Origin of the sequence: Undibacterium sp. Di26W, assembly GCF_049340265.1 — a bacterium.
Lineage (GTDB): Bacteria > Pseudomonadota > Gammaproteobacteria > Burkholderiales > Burkholderiaceae_D > Undibacterium.
This window is the reverse complement of sequence record NZ_JBMPOR010000018.1, coordinates 28,034-52,494: the sequence shown is the minus strand read 5'-3', so window position 1 is coordinate 52,494 and position 24,461 is coordinate 28,034. Positions and strand designations below refer to the sequence as shown.

Below are 24,461 nucleotides of genomic sequence, written 5' to 3'. Positions count from 1 at the left end.
TTTCTTCCGAGTCAGTTTGGTACAAGAATACAAAGATTCTTATTTCGAATATTGATAAGGGACAACTTTAATGCATGAATTGCCATCGGAGTATAAATAACTTTACAAACTGCGCATAAAATTTGTGCTCATGGATACAAGTTCATACAAAAATCGGCGCAAAAAAAATCCCCGACGAATCGGGGATCTTTTAGCGCAAAACTAGACTAACATTTCAGCAATTAGATTGCTTCGATGTTGGAAGCTTGCTTGCCTTTAGGGCCTGTAGTTACTTCGAAAGTAACGCGTTGGTTTTCTTTCAAAGATTTGAAGCCGTTAGATTGGATAGCGGAGAAATGAGCAAACAGATCTTCACCGCCTTCATCTGGAGTGATGAAGCCGAAACCTTTTGAATCATTGAACCATTTAACAATACCTGTTGCCATTACAATTTCCTATTTCAGTTAATGTGGACATATGCCCGATAGATCGTTTCAACCAAGTAAGAAATGACAGACTGATACTGCACTACCACTTTGAATCTCAACGACCGAATGATTATACGCAGAATTTCATGAAAAAGTAAAATAAAACACATAGTCATCACGGAAACTTCAATTTTTCATGTTGCGCCACAGAAAATCAGTGGTTTTAAGCGCAGCTTACTGCCTGGACCGTGGTTTTCACGGCCAACACAGCCACCGGCTGCTTAATTTAGCTTGGCACCAAAATGCGCCGGGCGCTTACCCAAAAATGCCGATACGCCTTCCGCAAAGTCTGGCGTCATGGTGACCGAGGCAAATGCTTCGATTTCATCTGTGACCTGCTGTTCCAGCGAAGTCGATTCCGACTGGTAAATCAGGCGTTTCATCCGGGCATAGGTTTCATGCGGCCCACGCAATAAGCGCAGCGCCAGTTTTTCTGTCACGTCTTTCAATTGTTCTGGCGGCACCACCAGATTGACGAGCCCAAAAGCCAGCGCTTCATCGGCATCAAAATTTTCTGAAAACAATAACCATTCAAGTGCCTTGCGGTTACCCACCAGCCGCGGCAAAAACCAGGTATTGCCCACATCCGGGCTGGCACCGATTTTTGCATAAGCCATATTGAAACGCGTGCCCTTGGCGGCCACCACCAGATCCGCCGCATTCATGGTTCCCATGCTGCCGCCAGCCACCGCACCATGGACTGAAGCAATCACGATGGCCGGTAAATTGTGCAGGCGCAAAACGGCCTGGTTCAGTTCGGCACCGATTTCACGTATGGTTTCTGGCGAGGCCGGGTCACCCGGGCGAAAGCTGGAAATATCGCCCCCCGCCCCAAACACCTTGCCTTCGGCACGCACGATGACGACACGTATGCTGCGGTCATCAGCCAGTTCTTCTGTCAGCCGGTTCAGGCTGCGTATCTCGCTCATGCCCATCACATTCATGCTATCGGGATTATCAAATATCATGGTTGCCAATCCATTGGCTATTTCCAGACGTATGCTCATGTCAATCTCCTCTGGTTTTATGTTCTCCTATCATCGTAGTAAGAATGTCATAGAAAGGCAATCAGGCACGGCCATGTAACATGAAAGCAGCGACGCCCGTGGCGATGCGCTCGCCTTTTTCGTTGCGTAAATCCATCAATACATTGGCGACACGCTTGCCCAGCAAATGACAAAAGGGGATTTTTTCTTCTATGACAATTTTCAACATGTGTTGAAATTCGGGGTTAGCCAGAATGTTTTGCGTCATGCGTATCAGGGCGTGTTGACCTAGTCCTGTGTTGTTTCGTTGCACAAGGCAAACTAAGGCATTGCATCCACCTTGTTGCCGGATCAAAATTGCAGTATCACAGCATCAATCCACTACACGTCCGACCTTGAAATTGTTTCAATCAAGCAATTGATTTAATAATTGCATCATCTTATAGTTCAAGACCAGACAAGCCCCATGTGGCCCATATGGCCCACCCACACCGGAGGATGAAATGACTGAAGCCTATCTTTTTGATGCGCCTCGCACGCCACGCGGCAAAGGAAAAAAGGATGGTTCACTGCATAGTGTCAAACCGGTGTCCCTGCTATCCGGGCTGATGCAGGACATGCAGCAACGCCTGGCACTGGATACGACACTGATCGATGATGTGGTGCTGGGTTGCGTGACGCCGATAGGCGATCAGGGTGCCGATATCGCCAAGACTGCAGCCCTCGCTGCCGGCTGGGACTGGCGGGTGGCCGGCGTGCAGCTAAACCGTTTTTGCGCCTCGGGTCTGGAAGCAGTTAACCTGGCGGCGCAAAAAGTACGTTCAGGCTGGGAAGACCTGGTAGTGGCAGGTGGTGTCGAATCGATGTCACGCGTACCCATGGGATCGGATGGCGGCGCCTGGGCGGCAGACCCGCAGACCAGCATGCAGACTGATTTTTTGCCACAAGGCATAGGTGCTGACCTGATCGCCACGCTGGAGGGTTTCAGCCGGGAAGATGTGGATGCCTTTGCCTTGCGCTCACAACAAAAAGCCACAGCCGCCAGGGCCGCAGGACGTTTCACCTCACTGCGGCCAGTGCGTGACCTGAATGGCCTGGTGATCCTGGCTGAAGATGAATTCATCAAGCCACAATCCAGCATGGCCGCACTGGCCGCGCTGAAGCCTTCTTTCGAGATGCCAGGCAAGATGGGTTTTGACAGCGTCGCCATACGCAAATATCCACACGTCGAACGCATACAGCATGTGCATACGGCGGGCAACTCATCAGGCATTGTCGATGGTGCCGCATTGGCGCTGATAGGTAGCGAAGCCATGGGCACGCGCCTGGGCTTGCAGCCACGTGCACGCATCGTCGCCACGGCAGTCACCGGCACCGACCCCACCATCATGCTGACCGGCCCCGGCCCTGCCACCCTGAAAGCCCTGGGCAAAGCCGGACTGCGCATAGAGGATATCGATTTGTTTGAAGTCAATGAAGCCTTTGCCGCCGTCGTCATGAAGTTCATGAAAGACCTCCATGTGCCAGAGGAAAAAGTCAACGTGAATGGCGGCTCGATTGCCCTCGGCCACCCTCTGGGTGCAACCGGCTGCATGTTGTTGGGTAACCTGATTGATGAACTGGAAGCGCGCCAGCTAAAGCGCGGCCTTATCACGCTGTGCGTCGGTGGCGGCATGGGCATTGCCACCATCATAGAGCGTACCTGAGATATCCAGAGGAGAGCATATCATGATCAATTACAGCAAAGATGCGAATCAAATTGTCACGCTCTGGATCGATATGGCTGATCTGTCCGTCAACACCATGAATGCCGCTTTCCGGGCCACACTGGCGTTTGCCATCACGCGACTGGAAGAAGAAAAAGAACAAATCAGTGGCGTCATCATCAGTTCGGGCAAGGACAGTTTTTTTGCTGGTGGTGACTTGCGTGAACTCATCCGCTTACAAGATGCAGCATCCTGTTTTGCCATGCTGATGGAAAACCATGCGGTGATACGCCGGCTTGAAAAACTGGGCAAGCCAGTGGTGGCAGCCATCAATGGCAGCGCTCTCGGTGGTGGCCTGGAACTGGCACTGGCCTGCCACTATAGAATTGCGCTGGACAACCCCAGGGCAAAATTCGGCTTTCCTGAAGTGAGACTGGGCTTGCTGCCCGGTGCGGGTGGCGTGGTACGCAGTGTGCGCATGCTGGGCTTGCAGGCAGCGACGCCTTATCTGCTGGAAGGTAAACAGATTTCCCCGGCAGCTGCAGTGCAGGCGGGTTTTGTGCACGCCCTCGCCAGCAGCCATGACGACATGCTGCAACAGGCACATGCATGGATAGCGGCCAACCCGCAGCCACAACAAACCTGGGATGATCGCGCTTACAAGATGCCCGGCGGGGCACCCCACTCCGCCACATTGCTACCCGTGATCATGGTGGCCCCCGCCATGCTGCGCGAAAAAACCCGTGGCAATTATCCTGCGCCGGAAGCCATACTTGCCGCCATGGTAGAAGGTGCACAAGTCGATTTTGACAATGCACTGAAAATAGAGGCACGTTACTTTACCCATCTGGCAACCGGTCAGGTTTCCAGGAATATGATAGGCACCCTGTTCTTTCAGATGCAGGACATCGCCAGCGGCAAAAGCCGCCCACCGCATATCCCCAAAACAAAAATCAACAAACTGGGCATCATCGGTGCCGGCATGATGGGTGCTGGCATTGCGTCTGTCAGTGCGGCACGTGGCATACAGGTGGTGCTGAGAGACCAGACCCCGGACCAGGCGCGGCAAGGCAAAATCGCCATCGCTGACAAACTCCACAAAAAAGTCAGTCAGGGTTCATTATCAGCAGGCCAGATGCAGGCGCAACTGAGCAGGATTCAGCCCGCCGCGCTAGCGAGCGAATTCGCCGGCTGTGAGCTGATCATCGAGGCCGTATTTGAAAACCGCGAACTGAAAGCCAGTGTCAGCAGTGAAGCAGAAACCTGGCTAGCTGACACCGGCGTAATGGCGAGCAATACCTCTACCCTGCCTATTTCTGGCCTGGCCAAAGCGGTCAGCCGTCCTGAACGTTTTATCGGCCTGCACTTCTTTTCACCGGTAGAAAAAATGCCGTTGGTGGAAATCATCAAGGGCAGGCAAACCAGTGCGGCCACGTTGGCGCTGGCCTATGATTACGTCCTGCAAATCGGCAAGACACCCATCGTTGTGAATGATGCCCGTGGTTTTTTCACCAGCCGCGTATTTGCCAGTTTTGTCAACGAAGGGCTGAGCATGCTGGCAGAAGGCTTGCCTGCAGCGCTGATAGAAAATGCCGCCCTGTCGGTCGGCATGCCGGTGGGGCCGCTGGCGGTACAGGACGAAGTCTCAATGAGCCTGTCGCGCCATGTCGCACAGCAAACCAGGACCGATCTGGCAGCGGAAGGCATCACCTGGCAAGCGCCGGCGTCGTCCACCATCATCGACATCATGCTGGATCAGCATCAGCGTAGCGGCAAGGCTGGCGGTGCCGGTTTCTATGAGTATCCTGCCGATGGCAGCAAAAAATATCTGTGGCCAGAACTGGACCGGTTGTTTGGCAAACCCGGTGTCAGTTTGCCTTATGCTGATTTACAAGACCGTTTCCTGTACCGCCAAACCCTGGAAACCCTGCGCTGCATGGATGAGGGCGTGCTGGAATCCAGCCGGGATGCGAATATAGGTTCCATCTTTGGCATCGGCTTCCCTGCCTGGACCGGGGGCGCTGTGCAATTCATCAATCACATAGGGCCAGCACAATTTGCCACAAGAGCGGGCGAATTGCAGGCCCGGTATGGCGACGCTTACGCATTATCACCCAATTATTTGCGTTATGCGCAGGACAGTCGTCAGTATTGAGTTAGCACAATAGTTCTTTATGTAGTACTGCTAGTCTTGAAATAGAAAAATTCAATTCTTTGCCTAGTTGTCGACTAATCAAACATATTGACTGCTGCTGGCACGTCCAGGCTGACATCACTGCGGGCCTGGGCGACGCAGGGCAAAATCCAGCCTTCCTGCTTTTCTTCCAGGCTCAGGCCTGGCCATTCCACACGATAGGCGATCTGGCCGGACAGCATTTTGCATAGACAGGTGCGACAAGTACCGTTGCGGCAGGAGTTCGGCAGGCGCACGCCGACCGCCAGTGCCGCCTCCAGCAGGCTGGTCTGTTCATCGGTTTCGCATGTCCAGGCATGCGGTTGCAAGCTCAGCGTCCATGCATTCTTGGTCAAGCTCATATTTGTCGTTTTCCACCTTGTTTTTGAGACTGAATTTTACTAGATTGAAAGTCTGCCCGAGCTTGCATGATGCGAGGTCATGTACCAAGAGGTAGGCACACCAGTCATATCAGGAGCAAACCATGACGACAGCCAGTGCTATTCGTAAACCAGTTCAACAAGATATTTATTCAGAAAGGCGTAATTTACGTGCACCCGATTTTACCCTGGTGCAATTGGATCCCAGAGATGTCATAGAAGGAGTCATGATACAGGAAGGCTATCAATCAGAAGATGCGCCTTCGGCAGGCAGTATGCGCGAACATTGCCCCCATTGTAGCGGGGTACAACTGCAACTGATATTACGTTATAAATTTGTTAAGCGCTCGCATTTACTCTGCACCAGTTGCACCCGCTGCTACGATGCTTTGTATCCGGATGGTACTTCGGCGCTGGCATTGGGGGCCATGTCTCTGGTGTGAAGATAGCAGGAAATATAATCGGTTGAAAATTGAAAACGGCATTTCCCATTGCTCGCGCAATAGTGAAATGCCGCTTTAAAAGTACAGATCGCTAAAACTGCTGCTCTTACACAGTCCGCATCAATAAATCTTACACCACAGTTTGCAAACGCATGGCAATGCTCATGTCGCCGGAGACTTTCAGTTTGCCCATCATGAAACCGTTCATCGGGTTCAGTTGTCCGGTCAGCAAGGCTGCCAGGTTTTCCAGGGAAATACTGATCGTGCAGGCGGCTTCCTGGTTGTCATTGCTGACGGTATTCGGTGTCACCAGGGCATCAACAAAAACCACACCATCGCTACCGCAATCAAATTTCAGCGTGGCATTCAAACCACTGTCGTCACCAACTTTAGCGCGTATCGCTTCTGTGCATGCTTGCAAGTCCATGAATTACTCCTGAAAAATTTAAACGACTTGCAATGTAGCACAGCTAATCTTGGAGGAACAATACTAGAATAGGACTTACGCAAAACCGCCCCAGCTGCGTTGCAGCTCCTGCATTTACTAAGACCTTGTACTATTCGTACTGTCTTCGTCGCTACGGTGTAGTTGGGGTTTCAGACAACATGTTGTCTGCCAACGAAACAAACCTCCCCTGCAAGGGGGGTTTCCTAGAAGCGATAGCCTTGCTGGGACAATTTTGCGTAAGTCCTGTAGGAGTCATTTCAGCACACAGGTTAGCATCCAGTAATAGGTATTCCTGAAGATACGAATATCACGCACGGCAGGGCCAAATTTTTTGCGCAGGGCACTGTCTGTGGGGAAATTTTTGAGAATTTCCACACGGCTACCATCTTCCTGTTTGCGCAGTTGGAAGGTATTCCCTTCCAGATCGGTACGGGCAATGACGGTACTGCTGCCTTCAACATAATTATTGTCTATCAGCACTAATGTTGTTCCCTTGCCTGCTACCTTGCTCAAATGGGCCAGCAAGCCGGTCTGCGCTTCCCGTTTGACATGCGACCAGAAAAATCCGGCGAAGCAGGCTGAATACTGGTCTGCTGTGGCGGCTGGCAATTCATACAGATCGGCCAGCGCAAATGTCGCCTTGCCATCAGGATACGATTTGGCCTGCGCCAGGTCGAGCATGCTTTGGTTGTAATCGCTTGCCGCGACGGAGCTTGCCTGGGCGGCATAACGTTCAGTCCAGTAACCGGTCCCGCAGGCCAGTTCCAGCACACGCTGGTTTTGCAGCACGTCCTGCACACGGGTTTCGATTTCGCGCAAGTCTTGCTGGCGTTCAGGTCTTTGGTAAACCTTTTCCAGCGTCTGCGCTCTTTGCGCATAATAATCGCGCATGGTATTTTCACTCATTTTTATCTTTCAACAGAAAATCAATCAGCTCGACAAAACCGGCACCATACTCTGCATTGCAGACATAGCGCGGGTGAGCTTCAAACCGGTCCAGAAATTGTCGCACATTCGCTACCCCAACCGACAGGGGGTAATGGGCAAACATGCTGGCATCATTGGCAGAATCGCCAATAAACACATGGGTACGACGGGCCTCTGCATCATCCACGCCATACACTTCATGCAATAAGCGCTGGCTCATGCTCTGCTTGGAAAACGGCAGCACAGAGGCATGCGCATGAATGCTGCTGGTAGTGGCATACAGGCCATGTTCACGTATCAGGGCCACGACTTCATTCAATTGCGTCACGGGTATGGCCGGAATGTTTTCGGCGATATCAAAAGCCAGGTCACCGATGCGTTGCGGCGCATCTGCCGCTGGCAAGATAGCGGGAAAATGACGGCGCATGATAAGCGCAAAGGCCTCCAGTTGCTGGCGATGCTGCTGACGTGTTGCAGCGTCGGCATAATACAGTGCCTGCTGCTGGCCCTGATCGTCGAGCCAGAAGGCGCTGGCACCATTCTCGGCAATGACGGCATCAAAATCACACAGCTTCAATAATGGCAGCGTCCAGTAAGTCGGCCTGCCGGTGACTGCAATGCGCCTTAAGCCTGCTGCCCTGGCCCGGTCCAGCGCATCCAGGCTGGCGACGGTCAGCTTGCCATGTGTGCTCAGGGTGTCATCGATATCGGTCAGGATGCCTCGCACCTGGCTGCGCTCTGCCGCTGGCCAGGTATGCAGGGCCTGCATGTTCATAAATCGTAGGTATCCTTGTTACCCTGCATGACATTGTCTATCATTTTACGGTTCAGGGTAGGGTTCAGTAATTCAATAAAGGTGTAGATATAGCTACGTAAATAGGCACCCTGTTTGATGGCGACACGCGAAATATTCATGCCAAACAGGTGACCGACAGGAATGGCGCGCAAATTGCGGTCACGTTCTGTATCAAATGCCATGCCAGCAATAATCCCCACACCCATACCCAGCTCGACGTAGGTCTTGATGACGTCGGCATCAATCGCTTCCAGCAAAATATCGGGCTTCAGGTTACGGATATGAAAGGCATGGTCTATCTTGGTCCGCCCGGCAAAGGCGGAATCATAGGTGATCAGCGAATAATTGGCAATTTCTTCCAGCGTGACATTTTTCAGTTTCAGCAAGGGATGCTCGACCGGCACGACCACCACGTGTTCCCACTGATAGCAAGGCAGGGAAATCAGGCCATCAAAACCGGCAATGGCTTCGGTGGCGATGGCCAGGTCGGCCTGGTCACGCATGACCATTTCGGCAATCTGCTTGGGATTACCCTGCAACAGCGACAAACGTACCTTCGGATATTTCTGCATGAACGCCTGTACCACCTTGGGCAAGGCATACCGGGCCTGGGTATGGGTGGTGGCGATGGTAAAGCTGCCACTGTCTTGCGCGGCAAATTCCTTGCCTATGCGTTTCAGGCCATCAATTTCCTGCATCACCAATTCTACCGACTTCAGCACTGCCCGGCCCGGCTCCGTCAAGCCGCGTATACGCTTGCCGTGACGGGTAAAGATATCGACCCCCAATTCCTCTTCCAGCTCAATAATTGCCTTGGAAACACCTGGTTGCGAGGTAAACAGGGCCTTGGCTGCCTCGGTCAGATTAAAATTCTGTCTCACGGCTTCACGTACAAAACGCAATTGATGTAGGTTCATAGGTCTTTTGGTAAGGGCGATAAAAATCTCTTAGAACCTGTTTACGATCTGTTGCGAGCCTGCGTGCCTGCATCAGCGGGGTAAGGGTAACAAAAGCGCAGCGCAAAAAGCGGAATGTACTCTAGACCATGAGCATTTTGAGCAGCGCATGAGCCCCGCGTGGACTCCGATTGCGCTCGCGCAGTAAGATCGTAAATAGGTTCTTATGCAATTAAACATAGGTTAACATGATTTAATATGCATCCGTTAGTATATAGACCCTGAGCCCAGAATTCCATGTTTCCAACCCGTCTGACATGCATAAATCACTTTTCCTTCTAGTTTTGAGCTTCACAAGTTGCTTACTGACATCAAATCCTGTGTATGCAGAAAGCCTGACCGTACAAGCACCAAAAGCAAGAAATCCCCGGATATGCCTGGCCCTGTCAGGCGGCGGCGCCCGTGGCTTTGCCCATGTCGGCGTGCTGAAGGTACTGGAAGAATTGCGCATTCCCATCGACTGTATCGCCGGCACCAGTATGGGTGCGGTAGTTGGTGGCCTGTATGCTGCCGGCCTGTCAGCCACTGAAATCGAAAGCCGCCTGGATGCATTAAAACTCAATGACATTGCCCTGGACCGCGTGGAAAGACGCTACCTGCCGCAATCCGTGCGCGAGGAAGATGAACAATATCCACTGGGCGCAACCCTGGGCCTGAGCGCCAATGGCGTGCGCCTGCCAGCCGGTGTGGTGCAGGCATCCCAGTTCCAGGAGTTATTACAGAACTGGACTGCCCATCTGCAGCCGGATATAGAATTTGACCGTCTTCCTATCCCTTTCCGTACGGTCGCCACGGATATGGAAACTGGCAAGATGGTGGTTTTCAGCAAAGGGCCGCTGCACAAGGCGATACGCGCCAGCATGGCAGCCCCCGGTGTTTTCGCGCCCATAGAAATTGATGGCCGCTTATTATCAGACGGCGGCCTGGTCAGGAACCTGCCGGTGGATATTGCCCGCAAGATGGGAGCCGATATCGTGATTGCCGTCAACATCGGCACGCCCTTACTGCCCCGTGATCAATTGCTGACCCTGTTCAATGTCAGCCAGCAAATGGTCAACATCCTGACCGAACAGAATGTGGAAGCCCAAAAAGCCCTGCTGAACGCGAATGATATTTTGATAGAACCCAATCTGGGCAATATCAGCTTCATGGATTTTGGTCGTTCCAGAGACGCCGTGGTAGTCGGTGAAAAAGCTACCCGTGAACTGGCGTCAAGACTGCAAGCCTATAGTCTGTCGCCACAAGTGTATGCCATCCGCCACCAGATCCGCCTGAACCCGCAATTGCCGAAAATCGAAATCCAGTTTGTCGATGTTGCCACCAATGGTGCCGTGCCTGAAAGCGATATACGACGCCAGTTGAACATACGCCTGGGTACGGAATACAAGGCCGAGGATGTCAACCGCAAGCTGTCGATACTCAACAGTGCACGCGACTTTGATAGTATCAATCATGAATTGATAGAGCGTGATGGTGAATATGGCATACGTGTGAACGCCAACGGGCGCAACTGGGGCCCGCATTTCCTGCGTTTTGGCCTGGCCCTGTCCAGCGGTTTTGAAGGTACTGGTGGCTTCAAGTTACAGGTTGGCCATCGCCGCCCCTGGCTGACTGAGGGTGGCCTTGAATGGCGTAACGATCTGGAATTTGGCAACAGCCTCAAACTGCATACCGAACTGCGCCAACCCCTGTTTGAACGCGAAGGCATGTATGTATCGCCATTTGCAGAAATCGGCCAGAACACCAGGAATTTATATAGCGGCAATACGCGCGTCGCCGAGTACAACTTCCGTAGCGACAAGATAGGACTGGATCTGGGCATGCGGCTGGGTGAACAGGGCATACTGGGTGAAGCCAAGCTGGGCTTGAACTTCAACAGCTATCGCGTGCGCCCGAAAATAGGCAGTTTCCTGTACTTGAACCCGGATGGCAGCCTGGGCACCGACCCTCTGCCCAGTGCTGACCTGCATCAACTGGGGGTGAAAGCGGCACTGGTCATTGACCAGCTCAGCGATGCCAGCTTCCCACGGTATGGATACAAGTTCGACAGCAACGTCTTTTTGGGGACGGACCGATCCCACAATAACTACCAGGAACTGAGCATCAATACGACCTGGGCGAATAGCTGGAACAATCACAGCATCAACCTGAAACTGAATGGTGCGGGGCTATTCCAGACCGATACCGAAATACGCGGCATCGGTTCGACACTAGGCGGCTTCCAGCAATTGTCGGCCTATCAGCCAGATCAGTTCACCGGCAACTACATGCTGTACGGCAGCCTGACGTATTTGCTGCGTGCGGTGAAATTTGATCTGGCAGGGCAAAGCCTGTTCCTTGGTACTTCGCTGGAAGCCGGCAATGTCTGGAACAAACGTAGTGAAATTTCCACAGCCTCACTGCGCAAGAGTGCCAGCCTGTTTGCCGGTTTCAACAGCTTCATCGGCCCGATTTATCTGGGCTTTGCGGTGGCTCCGGCTGGCACCAGGAATGTGTTCTTCCAGTTGGGAAGGCAATAGACGTAAGCAATAGACAATAGTGGACTGTAACTTTGAAAACAGAGTGCCTTCCGCTTGCGCAACGACCATGGCTGCGTTGCAAATGCTCGCGATAGTTCACTATCGCTCCGCTTTGCGCCTTGCCCTGATCGCCGGGCAAGCGTCTTTCACTTCTGTTTCAAAGTTACAGTCCACTAGCTGCAGGCGGTTTAACCGCCATACGCATACACAAACTTGCCGGCCTGGATTTTGCCCATCACGCGCGAGCGCTGGTCCAGCCCCACATGGTCGGTCGGGCTCATGGTGATGACACCCTGGGGCACTACCAGCTCCCGGGTGTTTTCAAGCGCATTGCGCAAAGCCAGCCTGAATGCCCTGGTGCCAGGCTGTGCAGTCTTCAGCGCCACCGGAATGGCATTTGCCATCAGCATATAAGCACCCCAGGCGTCACCGGCAAACTGGGTCACGCTACCCGGCCCATACGCAGTTTCATATTTTTGGGCGAAATCGACAGCGACTTTCCGGACCGGATTTTTTTCTGGCAGTTGACGGGCCACCACGGCCGGACCGGTAGGAAACAGCGTGCCTTCGACATCCTTGCCACCCAGCTTCAAAAATTCCAGGCTGGCGATGCCGTGGGTCTGATAAATCTGTGCTTTATAACCGCGCTCTACCAGCGTTCTTTGCGGCAATACAGCCGGTGTGCCAGAGCCAGCGATCAATACCGCATCGGGCTTGCCAGACATGATCTTCAGTACCTGGCCGGTGACACTGGTATCGGTCCTGGCAAAGCGCTCATTCGCCACGATCCGGATATGGCGCAGCTCAGCCAGTTTGGAAAACTCGCGCCACCATCCTTCGCCATAGGCATCGGCAAACCCGATGAAGGCGACGGTCTTGATACCATGATCTGCCATATGCTGGGTCAGGATGGTCGTCATATGTGTATCGTTTTGCGGCATCTTGAATACCCAGGCACGCCTGGCATCCATGGGTTCGACTATGCTGGCAGAAGCGGCCAGGGTGACCAGCGGCGTTTCGTTTTCTGCCACCACGTCCAGCAAGGCCAGCGCATTCGGCGTGGTATTGGGGCCGATGATGATATCGACTTTTTCTTCGGCAATCAGCTTCCTGATATTTTTCACTGCATTACCAGGGTCAGTGGCATCGTCCAGCAGAATATACTCGACCTTTTTACCGCCGATTTCTTTTGGCCACAGCAGGATAGCGTTTTTGGATGAAGAACCGATGGCAGCCGCAGGCCCTGTGGTAGACAGGTTGACACCCACCTTGATCTGGGCTGCGGCGGACACGCAGGCCAGACTCATGGCAGCCAACACAGCAGCACGCAAGGTGCAGGAAAAAACAGGCAACATACACGACTCCACTAAAAAAGAGGTACTGGTGATATCTCGAATTTACCCATCATTCACCGATCATTCACCCAACTGACAGCAGGTCAGCGGTGTTGCTCGACCACGCTTTGTTCTATCGCACCGAAAATCGATTTGCCATTCTTGTCCAGCATCTCGATCTTGATGCTGTCACCAAACTTCATGTAAGGCGTGACCGGCTCACCCATGGCAATCATTTCCAGTGCGCGTTTTTCCGCAATGCAGCTATACCCCTTGGTGGCATCCTTGTTGGATACCGTACCCGAACCGATGATGGTACCGGCACGGGCATTCCTGGTCTTGCATAAATGGGTGATCAGTTGCGGGAAAGAAAACACCATATCCACGCCTGCATTTGGTTGCCCGACCAGCATATTATTGAGACTGGAACGTAAAGGCAGATGCACCTTGCCGTCTTTCCAGGCGTCACCCAGTTCATCCGGCGTCACTGCCACCGGGGAAAAACTGGAGGCTGGCTTGGACTGGAAAAAGCCAAAGCCCTTGGCCAGTTCTGCCGGTATCAGGTTGCGCAGCGACACATCATTCACCAGCATCAGCAGGCGTATATGTTCGGCGGTATTTTGCACCTTGACGCCCATGGGCACATCACCGGTGATGACCGCAATTTCGCTTTCGAAATCGATGCCCCATTCTTCCGACGCCATCACGATATCATCCTGCGGCCCGATAAAATCATCGCTGCCGCCCTGATACATCAGCGGGTCATGCCAGAAACTGTCGGGCATGTCGGCGTTCCTGGCCTTGCGTACCAGCTCAACATGATTGACGTAGGAAGAACCATCTGCCCACTGAAAGGCACGCGGCAAGGGTGCCATGCACTTGCTGGCATCAAAATCAAAACTGTTGGTGGCCCGCCCGCTGTTCAGGCGCGCATACAATTCATCAAGCTGGGGTGCCATGAAATTCCAGTCATCCAGAGCACGCTGCAAGGTCGGTGCCATGCCATCGGCGATGCAGGCCGTCTTCAAATCGCGGGATACCACCAGCAACTGGCCATCGCGGGAACCATCCTTAAGTGTTGCAAGCTTCATAAATCCTCTGTTTTTATCGTCATATTCCCGATTTTACATGATCAAAAAGCGGAAACTGTCAGGAAACCCACATGCCGGACGACTAATCACAAATTTAGCTAGCGCTACAGGCCAATTTTGGTATGCTCAATACGCTAACTTCTTTGCAATTTAATTCGGCAAAACCGGACAAATCACTGGGTGCAACCGGCGAAAATTGATCCCTAGTGGACTGTAACCGTTGAAACAGAAGTGAAAGACGCTTGCCCGGCGATCAGGGCAAGACGCAAAGCGGAGCGATAGTGAACTATCGCGAGCATTTGCAACGCAGCCATGGTCGTCGCGCAAGCGGAAGGCACTCTGTTTTCAATTGTTACAGTCCACTAGCTTCCTAACCCACTGTTTTATATAGGAATCCCTATCATGAATTTCAGCAATCTCAAAATCAGGGTACGTCTTAGTTTTGGTTTTGGCCTGACCTTGCTGACCATGCTGCTGATGGTCAGTATCAGCGTCGTCCGGCTCAATGAAATTGCCACGCGTAACAAGCAAATACTGGAAAACGATGCCGTCGGCGTCACCAGTGCGCTGGAAATTTCTGCCATCATCCAGGAAAACAGCAGCCGGACCCTGGAACTGTTCATCACACCGGATCAAAACGCACGCACCGTGCAATATGGCGCCATCGATGCCAACAAAAAGAAAATCACTGCTTTGCTGGACACCCTCAAGAAGCTGGCACAATCACCGAAAGAGAAAGATGCCGTTGACAAACTGATCGCCTCCAATGCGGTGTTCGTCACGGCCTTCAGCAAAACCGGGGACCTGATAGAACTGGATCAAAAAGATGAAGCGGTGACGATGATGGGCAAGACCACCTTCCCTGCCCTGAAACAATCGCTGGCCGACATCCATACCCTGGCCGAGCTTCAAAAATCCGACATGGCAACGAATGGCGAAGAAATCAAGAATATCATCATGTTCTCGCGCAACCTGATGATAGTCCTGGGGATTATCGCCCTCATCCTGAGTGCCGCCGTTGCCACCTGGATTGCACGCTCGATCACCCGCCCGCTGGATGCTGCCGTCAAAGTCGCCACCCGCGTGGCCAACGGCGACCTGACCGGGAAGATAGAAGTCCGTTCCCGCGATGAAACCGGGCAATTGCTGAGCGCCCTGGCCGACATGAACAATAGTCTGGTGATGACCATCAGTCAGGTCCACAACAGTACCGAGATGATTTCCTCCGCCTCCAGCGAAATTGCCTCCGGCAATGCCGACCTGTCGGGCCGCACCGAATCACAGGCCAACTCACTGGAAGAAACAGCGTCTTCGATGGAAGAGCTGACATCGACCGTCAAGCAAAATGCCGACAACGCCCGCCAGGCCAATCAACTGGCGATATCGGCGTCCGAAGTCGCCACCAAGGGTGGACATATCGTTGGCCAGGTGGTCAACACCATGGGCTCGATCAAGGATAGCTCGGGCAAGATCGTCGACATTATCGGCGTGATTGACGGCATTGCCTTCCAGACCAATATCCTGGCCCTGAATGCCGCTGTCGAAGCGGCACGTGCCGGGGAACAGGGACGCGGTTTTGCCGTGGTGGCCGCCGAAGTCAGGAACCTGGCACAGCGTAGCGCCAGTGCCGCCAAAGAGATCAAGACCCTGATCGATGATTCGGTAGAAAAGGTCAACCTGGGTAACAAACTGGTCGATGAAGCCGGTATGACCATGGATGAAATCGTGACCTCGGTCAAGCATGTGGCCGATATCATGAGTGAAATCACTGCTGCCAGCCAGGAACAAAGTGCAGGCATAGAACAGGTCAATCTGGCCATTTCCCGCATGGATGAAATGACGACGCAAAATGCCGCACTGGTTGAACAGGCATCTGCCGCAGCCGAAAGCATGCAGGAACAGGCCGGCGCACTGGCGCAGGCAGTCAGTGTATTCAAACTGGATATCGCACAAAAAACCCCGGTACCGGCTGCCGTCAGCAAGCCACGTACTGCCAGCAAACCAGCCCATGCGCCATTGAAGTTAGGCAAGACACCCGGCAAATCTGCCGCTTCAGTCAAGCCGGCAATGAAGCAATCCGCCGTAGAAAAACCGACCACGGGTGCAAATGCAGACTGGGAAGAATTTTAAAAAAACCCGCAACACACATGTAAAAACAGCTCCCTGTCCGGAGCTGTTTTTAATTGGAGATTCAAACCCTTTATCCCCTTTATACCCTTCAAACCTTTCATACCGACAAATCCACCTGTTGCAGGCTATGCGCCTTGCCGTCTTCACTCAGCCACACGCCGGAAGAACGGATTTGTCCATCCGACTGATTTTGCGCATTGTTCAGGGAAAACTGGGTACTGGCATTGCCCAGATACAGAGCACCGACATTTGCCTGTTTCAGTGTCTGCAACTGGTCATGGCCGGCACCATCCTTGGTCCACACTTTCAGTTTCTGGTAGACCGCATCATTTTCATCGATCCAGTGATTACCATCGCTGTCGTAGGCGGCCAGTTCAGAAAAACCGTTGCCGGTACCGGGGCCAAATAATTCAGTCCCATTGTTGATCTTGCCGTCATTGTTTTTATCCAGTGCCAGAAAACCTGCACCCTGGACAAACGAGATATTTTCTTTGGTCCCGTCACCATTGAGATCAAAGGCAAATTTCTGTGATGTCAGTTGGGCAGAATTACCTGCGAAATTGATGACCAGAGGGTCCACTTTTTTGGCATCGCCAAGACGGACATGGGTATCACTCTCTTCGTGATAATTACGACTGAGTTCAAAGGACAGATCGAAACTGATTTCCTTGTTGTCGGCAGTGACGATTTTGCCGCTGGCCTGGAAGGAAGTCTGCTCGGTTTCGGTATAGGATTCGTGCGTATCCACTTCAACACCCCAGCCTGCCTTGCTGGGTGCCGGCGGGGCCGCTGCCGCAGCAGTTGCAGGTGGAGCCGTGCTTGTTGTGCTTGTTGTGGCACTGGGCTGCACATCAGCGCTGCTTAAGGTATTGATTTTTTTGCCGGTCATCAGTTCGATGATGTATCTGATCAGGCGTATGCGCGGATCATTGTCGGCCTCATCAGTGGCCTGTTGCACTGCATCGGCCTGAGCCGTCGAACCTGGCGCCGCAGCCTGTACAGCACGTGCAGCATCAGAAATTTGCACGTTGCTGGAGGCATTCTGCAAATTTGCCGGCAAGGCCGTATTGCGCCCTTCAAAATCGGGGCGCGTGTTACCTATCCAGGCGCGCAGCTTTTCCTGGGTTTCCAACGTACTGCTGGCAGCATGATTGGATGACAGGGATATGTCAGAGGAAACAATTTTCACGATGCGCTCCCGCCTTGCACTAAAAAACCACTAGAGCGAACTCGCAGCGGCAAACTATTTCTGTCGCGTTTCTTTTGAATACGCAACAGCCTGCCATCGCAGCCCTTATTCCATGCAGGGACGCGACCACGCATGACGTGCATGCCTGATGCCAGTTCTGTCAGCACGCCAATTTTGAACTGATGAGCATCCAGACGAAATGTGCGTGATCACATCATCTAACGGTCAAAGTTCAAAAAGCTTTATAGAAGAATGCAAAGAAAAGTCGGCTTTGTTCCCAAGCCTGATGGAACCTCTGGCAGATTGCATAGTCTATCAACGCGCCATGCATCAGCGGCAATGAAATTTGTGCAGTATTCATTTCAACAATAAGTGGGACGAATGACATAGGTAGGGGCCTGCAATAACATTGTTGAAATGAGTTCTGCTAAGCTTGCAAATTATTTTTTAATTATTTTTTACGGAAAGTTCACATGAGCACATTGCGCTCCACAATCAGCATGCGTCGCATCCACCGCGTCCTGCTTTCTGCCAGCTTGCTGAGTTCCGTCAACCTGCTGGCAAGCGCAGCCACGATGCCCGGGCCACAAGCCAGGTCAGAACTAATTGTAACGGGTGCAAAAGTCAGTGCAAAGGTCAGTGCCGAAGCCAGCAGGCAACTTAATGCACTGGCTGAACAGTATTACAACAAGCAGGCGGCCTTTGAGCCCATAGGGGCGTCCTACAATGGTGACACCCGCTTTGACGACGAGCTGCCTATGACCATTGCGCCTGCCGTCAAGGCCAAACAGGTCGCCATGTGGCAAGATGTTGCCAGCCAGTTGGCCAGGATCAATCGCCATGCGCTGACCGCAACCGATGCGGTCACCTATGACTGCCTGGATTTTGAAATCCATGCCAATCTCGCTATCAGCAAGTTTGATAATCAGTTATTGCCACTGAATCAAATGGACAGCCTGCCCGTCACACTGGCGCAATTTGCCTCTGGCCAAAGTGCCCAGCCACTGAAAACCGTCACGCAATACCGGATCTTCCTGCACCGCCTGCAGCAATTGCCACTATGGCTGACACAGGCCACCAGCAATATGCGTGAAGGCATGCAACGCGGCATCGTATTGCCCAAGGCACTGGTGGTCTCTGCCCTGCCGCAATTTGCACAATTGGCGGTAGACAAAGTCGACGATCATGCCTATTACGCCCCCATCAAGAATTTCCCTGCTAACTTTTCAGCGGCAGACAAACAAAGCCTGACCAGGCAATACCGCGTCGCACTCAGCAGCAAGATATTGCCGGCATTGCGCCAGTTCAATCAATTCCTGTCCACTGATTACCTGGCGGGCAGCCGCGCCAGCAGTGGCTGGAGCGCCCTGCCCAATGGCGATGCCTGGTATCGCGCCTGGGTCAAGGACCAGACCACGACCGATATGACGCCGGAACAAATCCACGCCCTGGGCCTGAAAGAAGTGGTGCGCATACAAAGCGAATTTGTTGCCCTGGGACCAAAGCTCGGCTACCAGGGCGACCCGGTTGGTTTGCCTGCCTGGATCGACACCCAACCCCAGTATCGTCCCTACAAGACCGAGGCAGAGGTGCTGGATGGGTATCGCCAGATAGAAAAGCTGGTCAAAGCCAAATTGCCCGCCCTGTTTGACAAGATGCCCAAGGCACCACTGGATATTCGCGCCGAACCTGAAATCAGCCGCCAGACTGCGTCCGACCATTACACCCAACCTGCATTTGATGGTTCCCGTCCGGGTGTTTTCTGGGCGGTCATCAATAATCCGGCCGATTACAGTACGACCGGCATGACCACCCTGTACCTGCATGAAGGTCAGCCTGGTCACCACTTTCACTTAGCAAGATCACAAGAACTGGACATCCCCAAGTTCCGCAAGTTTGGCGGCAATAATGCCTACACCGAAGGCTGGGCCCTGTATGCCGAAACCCTGGGCAAGGAGATGGGCTTGTTTGAAAATGACCCGAATGCCTACCTGGGTCACCTGACCGATGAACTCTTGCGCGCCACCCGTCTGGTGGTGGATACCGGCCTGCATTCCAAGGGCTGGACGCGTGAACAAGCCATTGAATACCAACAGGCGACCCTGGGTTATAGCGAAGCCGCCTCACGTCAGGCGACCGAACGTTATATGGCCTGGCCAGGTCAGGCGCTGAGTTACAAGATAGGTTCACTGAAAATCGTGGAACTGCGCCACAGAGCCAGCGCCGCCCTCGGTGCACGCTTCGATTTGCGACAGTTCCATGACGTCGTTCTCAGTGACGGCACGCTGCCGCTGGCCTTACTGGAAGCCAAGGTGGACAAATGGATAGCCAGCCAAAAGACAAATTGATGCAGATTTGACTTATTTTGCATCGCTTGATTGACCTGCAACACTATCTGAAGCAGAATGAAATGAAATAAACAGGACTTACAAAAACCGCCCCATCTGCGTTGCAGAGGCTAACAGTACGTTCGTACTGCCTTCGTCGCTGCTCCTGGATGGGACAATTTTGTGTAAGTCCTGATCAATTCATTCTTGTTATGATACGTGGGGACAAACTCAAAAGCGGCTGCAACGCCGTATCTCCCTGTCTGGATGGGCAGCAGGTATGCCTACTCTCATGTTTGTTTAATTTGTGCAAAAGACATCTGTGATGAATAAAATCGATGCACTCAACAGCATAGCCGAACAAGCGCAACGCGGAGAACTGGTGTTCCCGACGAATGTGGCGGCTTCTCTCAAGCTTCAACAAACACTGGATGACCCGGATTGCAGTATTGATACGGCCACCAAACTGGTACTGAACGAACCCTTTCTAGCCGCCAGGATGGTGGCCATTGCCAATTCTGCCGCCTATAGCCGCGGCAACGATGTCACCAATGTCAAGGCGGCCATCAACCGGCTGGGGTTTCGTACCTTGCGGGCGGTGGTGGCCTCACTGGTGGTACGACAACTGGCGGGCACCAGCAAGAACAAACAATTGCAGGCCATGACCAGCAAACTGTGGGAACACACTGCCCAGGTCGCCGCCCTGTCTCAGGTGATTGCCCGTCGCATTACCAAGCTCGATCCTGACACCGCCATGTTTGCCGGCATTGTGCATGAAGTGGGTAATTTTTACCTGCTGTCACGGGTGGATGAATATCCATCGCTGATAGAACGCGATCTGCCTGCCCCCGATTCCAGCGCCGATGATTTACCATCCTTCTCGGATACCATCATTGACCGTGAATCGTCCGAAACCCAAATCGGCTCTGCCGTGATACAAAGCCTGAAACTGCCGCAGGCAGTGGTAGAAGCCGTACAAGCCCTGTGGTTTGGCTTGCGTGCCATGCCGCCAGAAACCCTGGGTGACACCCTGTTGCTGGCAAACGAACTGGCCACCACGCATTCACCGATGGACATTCATTCTTACGCCGAAGAATCCGAGCAATGTTCATCCGAAATTGATTTCGTCGTCGGTGACGGCACGCTCAACAGCATACTTGAGGAATCGGAAGAAGAAGTCAAAACCCTGGCCGCCGCCCTGCTGGTCTGAACCAGGCCTCACAAAAAAAGGGAAGGTAGCCATTGCTCCTTCCCTTTTTTATTTGTTAGCACATCAGACCCACATCAAGCCCTGCATCAAGCTCACATCAAGCCCACGTCAAGTCCACCTCAGGCTTTCAGCGCAGCCATAATTTGCTGCAAGGACGATGGATCTTCTATCGTCGTCAAATCCCCGGCATCACGCCCTTCACAGATCGCCTGTATCGAGCGACGTAATAATTTGCCGGACCGGGTCTTCGGCAGCATGCTGACAAAATGCACACGCGCTGGTCGCGCAACACCACCCAGTTGCTTGTCTACCACAGCCATCACTTCTCCTTCCAGGGCGCGCTTTTGTTCTGGCGTTGCGGCCAGTTCAGGATGTTTGAGTATGGCAAAAGCGACCGCCACCTGACCTTTGAGTTTGTCTTCCACACCCACTACTGCCACCTCTGAAATTTGCGGATGGCTGGAAATGCTTTCTTCTATCTCGCGCGTACCCAGACGGTGTCCGGCGACGTTGATGACATCATCGGTACGGCCCAGGATAAAATAATAGCCATCGGCATCCCGGATGCCCCAGTCAAACGTCGAATACAACTGCTCGTGCGCAAAGTTGGCCCAGTAAGTTTGTACGAAGCGCTGGTCATCCCCATACACGGTCTGCATGCACCCGGGCGGCAAAGGCCCCTTGATGGCGACCACACCTTTTTCATTGACACCACATTCCGCACCCGTGTTTTCATTGATGATGCGCACGTCATAACCATACATGGCGATGCCGGGGCTACCCAGACGGGTCGCAGTTTGTTCTATGCCGCGAGCGACCGACAAGATGGGCCAGCCGGTTTCGGTCTGCCAGTAATTGTCGATGATGGGTACGCCCAGCTCACTGGCGATCCAGCTGGATGTGGTTTCATCCAGAGGTTCGCCAGCCAGATACAAAGCTTTCAATGACGACAAATCGTATTTGCGCATCAGCTCAGGCGGATGCTTCTTCAATACCCGCACCGCTGTCGGTGCTGAAAACATGCGCGTGACCTTGTATTTTTCAACGATGCTCCACCAGATGCCCGCATCCGGGCGTATCGGCGTGCCCTCGTACATGATGGTGGCCATGCCGGCGATCAGTGGGCCATAGACGATGTAGGAATGCCCGACCACCCAGCCTATGTCTGAAGTGGCAAAATAGGTTTCCCCCGGCTTGCCGCAGAAAATATGTTTCATCGACGAAGCCAGTGCCACTGCATAACCGCCGACATCGCGCTGCACGCCCTTGGGCTTGCCAGTCGTGCCGGACGTGTACAAGACATAGGACATGGCATTTGAATCCAGCCAGGTGACAGGCACTTGCGCTGCCAGATGTTGCGCCCTGGCCGTCGCATAATCAACATCACGCCCTGCCACCAGTTGCATGGCATCCAAGCCACGGTTCACCAGCAAGACATGTGACGGTTTGTGTTCGGCCAATGTGATCGCTTCATCCAGTAAGGGTTTGTAGGGCACGGCCTTGCCGCCACGCATACCGGCATCTGCCGACACCACCAGCACAGGCTTGGCATCATCAATCCGCGTACCCAGGCTTTTTGAGGCAAAGCCACCAAACACCACGGAATGCACGGCACCGATACGGGCGCAAGCCAGCATGGCAAAGGCGGCTTCGGCGATCATTGGCATGTAGATCAATACCCTGTCACCCTGCTTCACACCCAGTCCCAGCATGATGGCAGCCATGCGTTGCACCTCGGCGTGCAGTTCTGCAAAGCTATAGGTTTTTTCGCTATTGGTTTCGGTAGAAATCGCAATCAGCGCAGGCTGCTCTGCCTGAGTGCCTAACCAGCGGTCCACCGCGTTGTAGCAGAGATTGGTTTCGCCACCGACATACCATTTTGCAAATGGTGGCTTGCTGTGATCCAGCACCCGCTCATAAGGCTTGTGCCAGTCTATCAACTGGGATTCTTTCGCCCAAAACCCTTGCGGGTCCTGTATTGATTCCTGATAAAACGCTGCGTAAGTCATGCTGTCTCCTTCGGTATCACAAACTGTTTTTACCTGCCACCGCAGCGCCGGACATTTATTTTTATTCTTGAACAACAACGCCGGCGCGAGGCCATGCCTGCACTTTGACGTGCATAAAGCTAATCAAATCCGAAATTTTTCAGTTAGTCTCAGTTGCTGGTACGCGTACCCAACCTTCCATGAGAACACGTGCGCTGCGGCTCATGATGGCCTTGGTGACGCTCCATTCGCCATTGACCTGCGTTGCCTCGGCCCCTACCCGCAAAGTGCCGGACGGATGTCCAAAACGCACGGCAGTACGCGCACCGCCACCCGCAGCCAGGTTCACGAGTGTGCCCGGGACGGCGGCGGCTGTGCCTATCGCCACGGCTGCCGTACCCATCATGGCATGATGTAGCTTACCCATGGACAGTGCACGCACCAGCAAATCCACATCCGTGCTCTTTACCTGCTTGCCGCTGGATGACACATAATCGACAGGCCTGGCAACAAACGCCACCTTGGGCGTGTGCTGACGTTGCGCTGCTTCGCTGATATCCTTGATCAGGCCCATGCGCAATGCGCCATGGGCACGTATGGTTTCAAACATGGTCAGGGCCCTGGCATCGCTATTGATGGCGTCCTGCAATTCGGTGCCGGTATAGCCTATCGCGTCTGCATTCACAAAAATGGTAGGGATACCGGCATTGATCATGGTTGCCTTCAGCGTTCCCATTCCCGGCACGTCCAGATCATCGACCAGATTACCGGTCGGGAACATGGAACCCCCTGCGCCGTCTTCATCCGCCGCCGGGTCCATGAATTCCAGTTGCACTTCAGCCGCCGGAAAGGTCACGCCATCCAGTTCAAAATCACCGGTTTCCTGCACTGCCCCATCTGTCATAGGCACATGCGCGATGATGGTCTTGCTGATATTCGCTTGCCAGACGCGTATGGTGGCCATGCCGTTTTGCGGGATACGGTCGGCCCCGACCAGTCCGGCGCTGATGGCGAAGGCACCAACTGCAGCAGACAGGTTGCCGCAATTACCGCTCCAGTCGACGAATGCCTTGTCTATCGATACCTGACCAAACAGGTAATCAACATCATGATCTGGCTTGCTGCTTTGGGACAGGATGACAGTCTTGCTGGTGCTGGATGTGGCACCACCCATACCATCAATCTGTTTGCCATACGGGTCGGGGCTACCGATCACGCGCAGCAGCAAGGCATCCCGTGCTGCACCGGGCTGCTGTGCTGACACAGGCAAATCCTGCAGGCGAAAAAACACGCCCTTGCTGGTGCCGCCGCGCATATACGTCGCCGGGATTTTTATCTGTGGAAGATGGGCCATGTATTTACTCTTTAAAATTTGATTCATGTACCGCGCT

General features: G+C 53.3%; 20 protein-coding genes. 7 read left to right on the top strand and 13 right to left on the bottom strand.

What is annotated here, in order from left to right:
- Nucleotides 1-221: 221 nt before the first annotated feature.
- The 3 genes from ACO0LM_RS19420 to ACO0LM_RS19410 all read right to left on the bottom strand — a co-directional run bounded on the left by ACO0LM_RS19420 (nucleotide 222) and on the right by ACO0LM_RS19410 (nucleotide 1,721).
- The gene (locus tag ACO0LM_RS19420; RefSeq protein ID WP_422988083.1) at nucleotides 222-425 is read right to left on the bottom strand and encodes a cold-shock protein; all 204 of its coding nucleotides are present in this window, start codon (nucleotides 423-425) and stop codon (nucleotides 222-224) included.
- 263 nt (nucleotides 426-688) lie between these two features.
- Nucleotides 689-1,474, bottom strand: a complete 786-nt coding sequence (locus tag ACO0LM_RS19415; protein ID WP_422988085.1) for an enoyl-CoA hydratase/isomerase family protein — start codon at nucleotides 1,472-1,474, stop codon at nucleotides 689-691.
- Between the two features lie 61 nt (nucleotides 1,475-1,535).
- Complete coding sequence (locus ACO0LM_RS19410; RefSeq protein WP_423039048.1) at nucleotides 1,536-1,721, bottom strand: hypothetical protein; 186 nt, start codon at nucleotides 1,719-1,721, stop codon at nucleotides 1,536-1,538.
- 235 nt (nucleotides 1,722-1,956) lie between these two features.
- On the opposite strand from ACO0LM_RS19410, the gene ACO0LM_RS19405 reads away from it, so the two are divergent.
- Both ACO0LM_RS19405 and ACO0LM_RS19400 read left to right on the top strand, forming a co-directional pair.
- Nucleotides 1,957-3,159: an acetyl-CoA C-acetyltransferase gene (locus tag ACO0LM_RS19405; RefSeq protein WP_423039046.1), complete on the top strand. Its 1,203-nt coding sequence runs from the start codon at nucleotides 1,957-1,959 to the stop codon at nucleotides 3,157-3,159.
- A gap of 22 nt (nucleotides 3,160-3,181) precedes the next feature.
- Complete coding sequence (locus ACO0LM_RS19400; RefSeq protein WP_423039044.1) at nucleotides 3,182-5,314, top strand: 3-hydroxyacyl-CoA dehydrogenase NAD-binding domain-containing protein; 2,133 nt, start codon at nucleotides 3,182-3,184, stop codon at nucleotides 5,312-5,314.
- Nucleotides 5,315-5,388: 74 nt separating this feature from the next.
- Here the strand turns inward: ACO0LM_RS19400 and ACO0LM_RS19395 are convergent, their stop codons facing one another.
- Nucleotides 5,389-5,694: a 2Fe-2S iron-sulfur cluster-binding protein gene (locus ACO0LM_RS19395; protein WP_423039042.1), complete on the bottom strand. Its 306-nt coding sequence runs from the start codon at nucleotides 5,692-5,694 to the stop codon at nucleotides 5,389-5,391.
- Nucleotides 5,695-5,816: 122 nt separating this feature from the next.
- Here ACO0LM_RS19395 and ACO0LM_RS19390 point away from each other — a divergent pair, with 122 nt between their 5' ends.
- Nucleotides 5,817-6,155: a hypothetical protein gene (locus ACO0LM_RS19390; protein ID WP_423039040.1), complete on the top strand. Its 339-nt coding sequence runs from the start codon at nucleotides 5,817-5,819 to the stop codon at nucleotides 6,153-6,155.
- Between the two features lie 130 nt (nucleotides 6,156-6,285).
- Here ACO0LM_RS19390 and ACO0LM_RS19385 read toward each other — a convergent pair whose 3' ends face one another.
- From ACO0LM_RS19385 to ACO0LM_RS19370, 4 genes are all read right to left on the bottom strand, one after another.
- On the bottom strand, nucleotides 6,286-6,582 hold the full coding sequence (locus tag ACO0LM_RS19385) for an SCP2 sterol-binding domain-containing protein (RefSeq protein WP_423039038.1): 297 nt from the start codon (nucleotides 6,580-6,582) through the stop codon (nucleotides 6,286-6,288).
- A 273-nt stretch (nucleotides 6,583-6,855) separates the two neighbouring features.
- Nucleotides 6,856-7,509 carry a class I SAM-dependent methyltransferase gene (locus ACO0LM_RS19380; RefSeq protein ID WP_423039036.1) on the bottom strand — a complete coding sequence of 218 codons (654 nt, stop codon included), beginning with the start codon at nucleotides 7,507-7,509 and terminating at the stop codon, nucleotides 6,856-6,858.
- Complete coding sequence (locus ACO0LM_RS19375) at nucleotides 7,502-8,305, bottom strand: HAD family hydrolase (protein WP_423039034.1); 804 nt, start codon at nucleotides 8,303-8,305, stop codon at nucleotides 7,502-7,504. Before ACO0LM_RS19375 ends, ACO0LM_RS19380 begins: the two co-directional genes overlap by 8 nt.
- Nucleotides 8,302-9,243 (bottom strand): CysB family HTH-type transcriptional regulator, encoded by a 942-nt coding sequence (locus tag ACO0LM_RS19370; protein ID WP_422988103.1) that lies wholly within the window; start codon nucleotides 9,241-9,243, stop codon nucleotides 8,302-8,304. Before ACO0LM_RS19370 ends, ACO0LM_RS19375 begins: the two co-directional genes overlap by 4 nt.
- Before the next feature lie 359 nt (nucleotides 9,244-9,602).
- Between ACO0LM_RS19370 and ACO0LM_RS19365 the strand changes: the two genes are divergently transcribed.
- On the top strand, nucleotides 9,603-11,801 hold the full coding sequence (locus ACO0LM_RS19365; protein ID WP_423039032.1) for a patatin-like phospholipase family protein: 2,199 nt from the start codon (nucleotides 9,603-9,605) through the stop codon (nucleotides 11,799-11,801).
- 188 nt (nucleotides 11,802-11,989) lie between these two features.
- Here ACO0LM_RS19365 and ACO0LM_RS19360 read toward each other — a convergent pair whose 3' ends face one another.
- Complete coding sequence (locus ACO0LM_RS19360; RefSeq protein ID WP_423039030.1) at nucleotides 11,990-13,156, bottom strand: ABC transporter substrate-binding protein; 1,167 nt, start codon at nucleotides 13,154-13,156, stop codon at nucleotides 11,990-11,992.
- Nucleotides 13,157-13,239: 83 nt separating this feature from the next.
- Nucleotides 13,240-14,226 carry a fumarylacetoacetate hydrolase family protein gene (locus ACO0LM_RS19355; protein ID WP_423039028.1) on the bottom strand — a complete coding sequence of 329 codons (987 nt, stop codon included), beginning with the start codon at nucleotides 14,224-14,226 and terminating at the stop codon, nucleotides 13,240-13,242.
- Nucleotides 14,227-14,628: 402 nt separating this feature from the next.
- On the opposite strand from ACO0LM_RS19355, the gene ACO0LM_RS19350 reads away from it, so the two are divergent.
- Nucleotides 14,629-16,356 carry a methyl-accepting chemotaxis protein gene (locus ACO0LM_RS19350; protein ID WP_423039026.1) on the top strand — a complete coding sequence of 576 codons (1,728 nt, stop codon included), beginning with the start codon at nucleotides 14,629-14,631 and terminating at the stop codon, nucleotides 16,354-16,356.
- A gap of 97 nt (nucleotides 16,357-16,453) precedes the next feature.
- Here ACO0LM_RS19350 and ACO0LM_RS19345 read toward each other — a convergent pair whose 3' ends face one another.
- The gene (locus ACO0LM_RS19345) at nucleotides 16,454-17,545 is read right to left on the bottom strand and encodes a hypothetical protein (RefSeq protein WP_423039024.1); all 1,092 of its coding nucleotides are present in this window, start codon (nucleotides 17,543-17,545) and stop codon (nucleotides 16,454-16,456) included.
- Nucleotides 17,546-18,018: 473 nt separating this feature from the next.
- Here ACO0LM_RS19345 and ACO0LM_RS19340 point away from each other — a divergent pair, with 473 nt between their 5' ends.
- Entirely contained in the window at nucleotides 18,019-19,893 is a 1,875-nt protein-coding gene (locus ACO0LM_RS19340) for a DUF885 domain-containing protein (protein WP_423039022.1), read from the top strand.
- Between the two features lie 304 nt (nucleotides 19,894-20,197).
- Entirely contained in the window at nucleotides 20,198-21,082 is an 885-nt protein-coding gene (locus ACO0LM_RS19335) for an HDOD domain-containing protein (protein ID WP_423039020.1), read from the top strand.
- Between the two features lie 119 nt (nucleotides 21,083-21,201).
- Here ACO0LM_RS19335 and ACO0LM_RS19330 read toward each other — a convergent pair whose 3' ends face one another.
- Together ACO0LM_RS19330 and prpF are read right to left on the bottom strand one after the other, a co-directional pair.
- Entirely contained in the window at nucleotides 21,202-23,136 is a 1,935-nt protein-coding gene (locus tag ACO0LM_RS19330; RefSeq protein WP_423039170.1) for a propionate--CoA ligase, read from the bottom strand.
- A gap of 94 nt (nucleotides 23,137-23,230) precedes the next feature.
- Nucleotides 23,231-24,424, bottom strand: coding sequence for a 2-methylaconitate cis-trans isomerase PrpF (gene prpF / locus ACO0LM_RS19325; RefSeq protein ID WP_423039168.1), 1,194 nt, complete (start codon nucleotides 24,422-24,424; stop codon nucleotides 23,231-23,233).
- Between the last annotated feature and the right edge of the window lie 37 nt (nucleotides 24,425-24,461).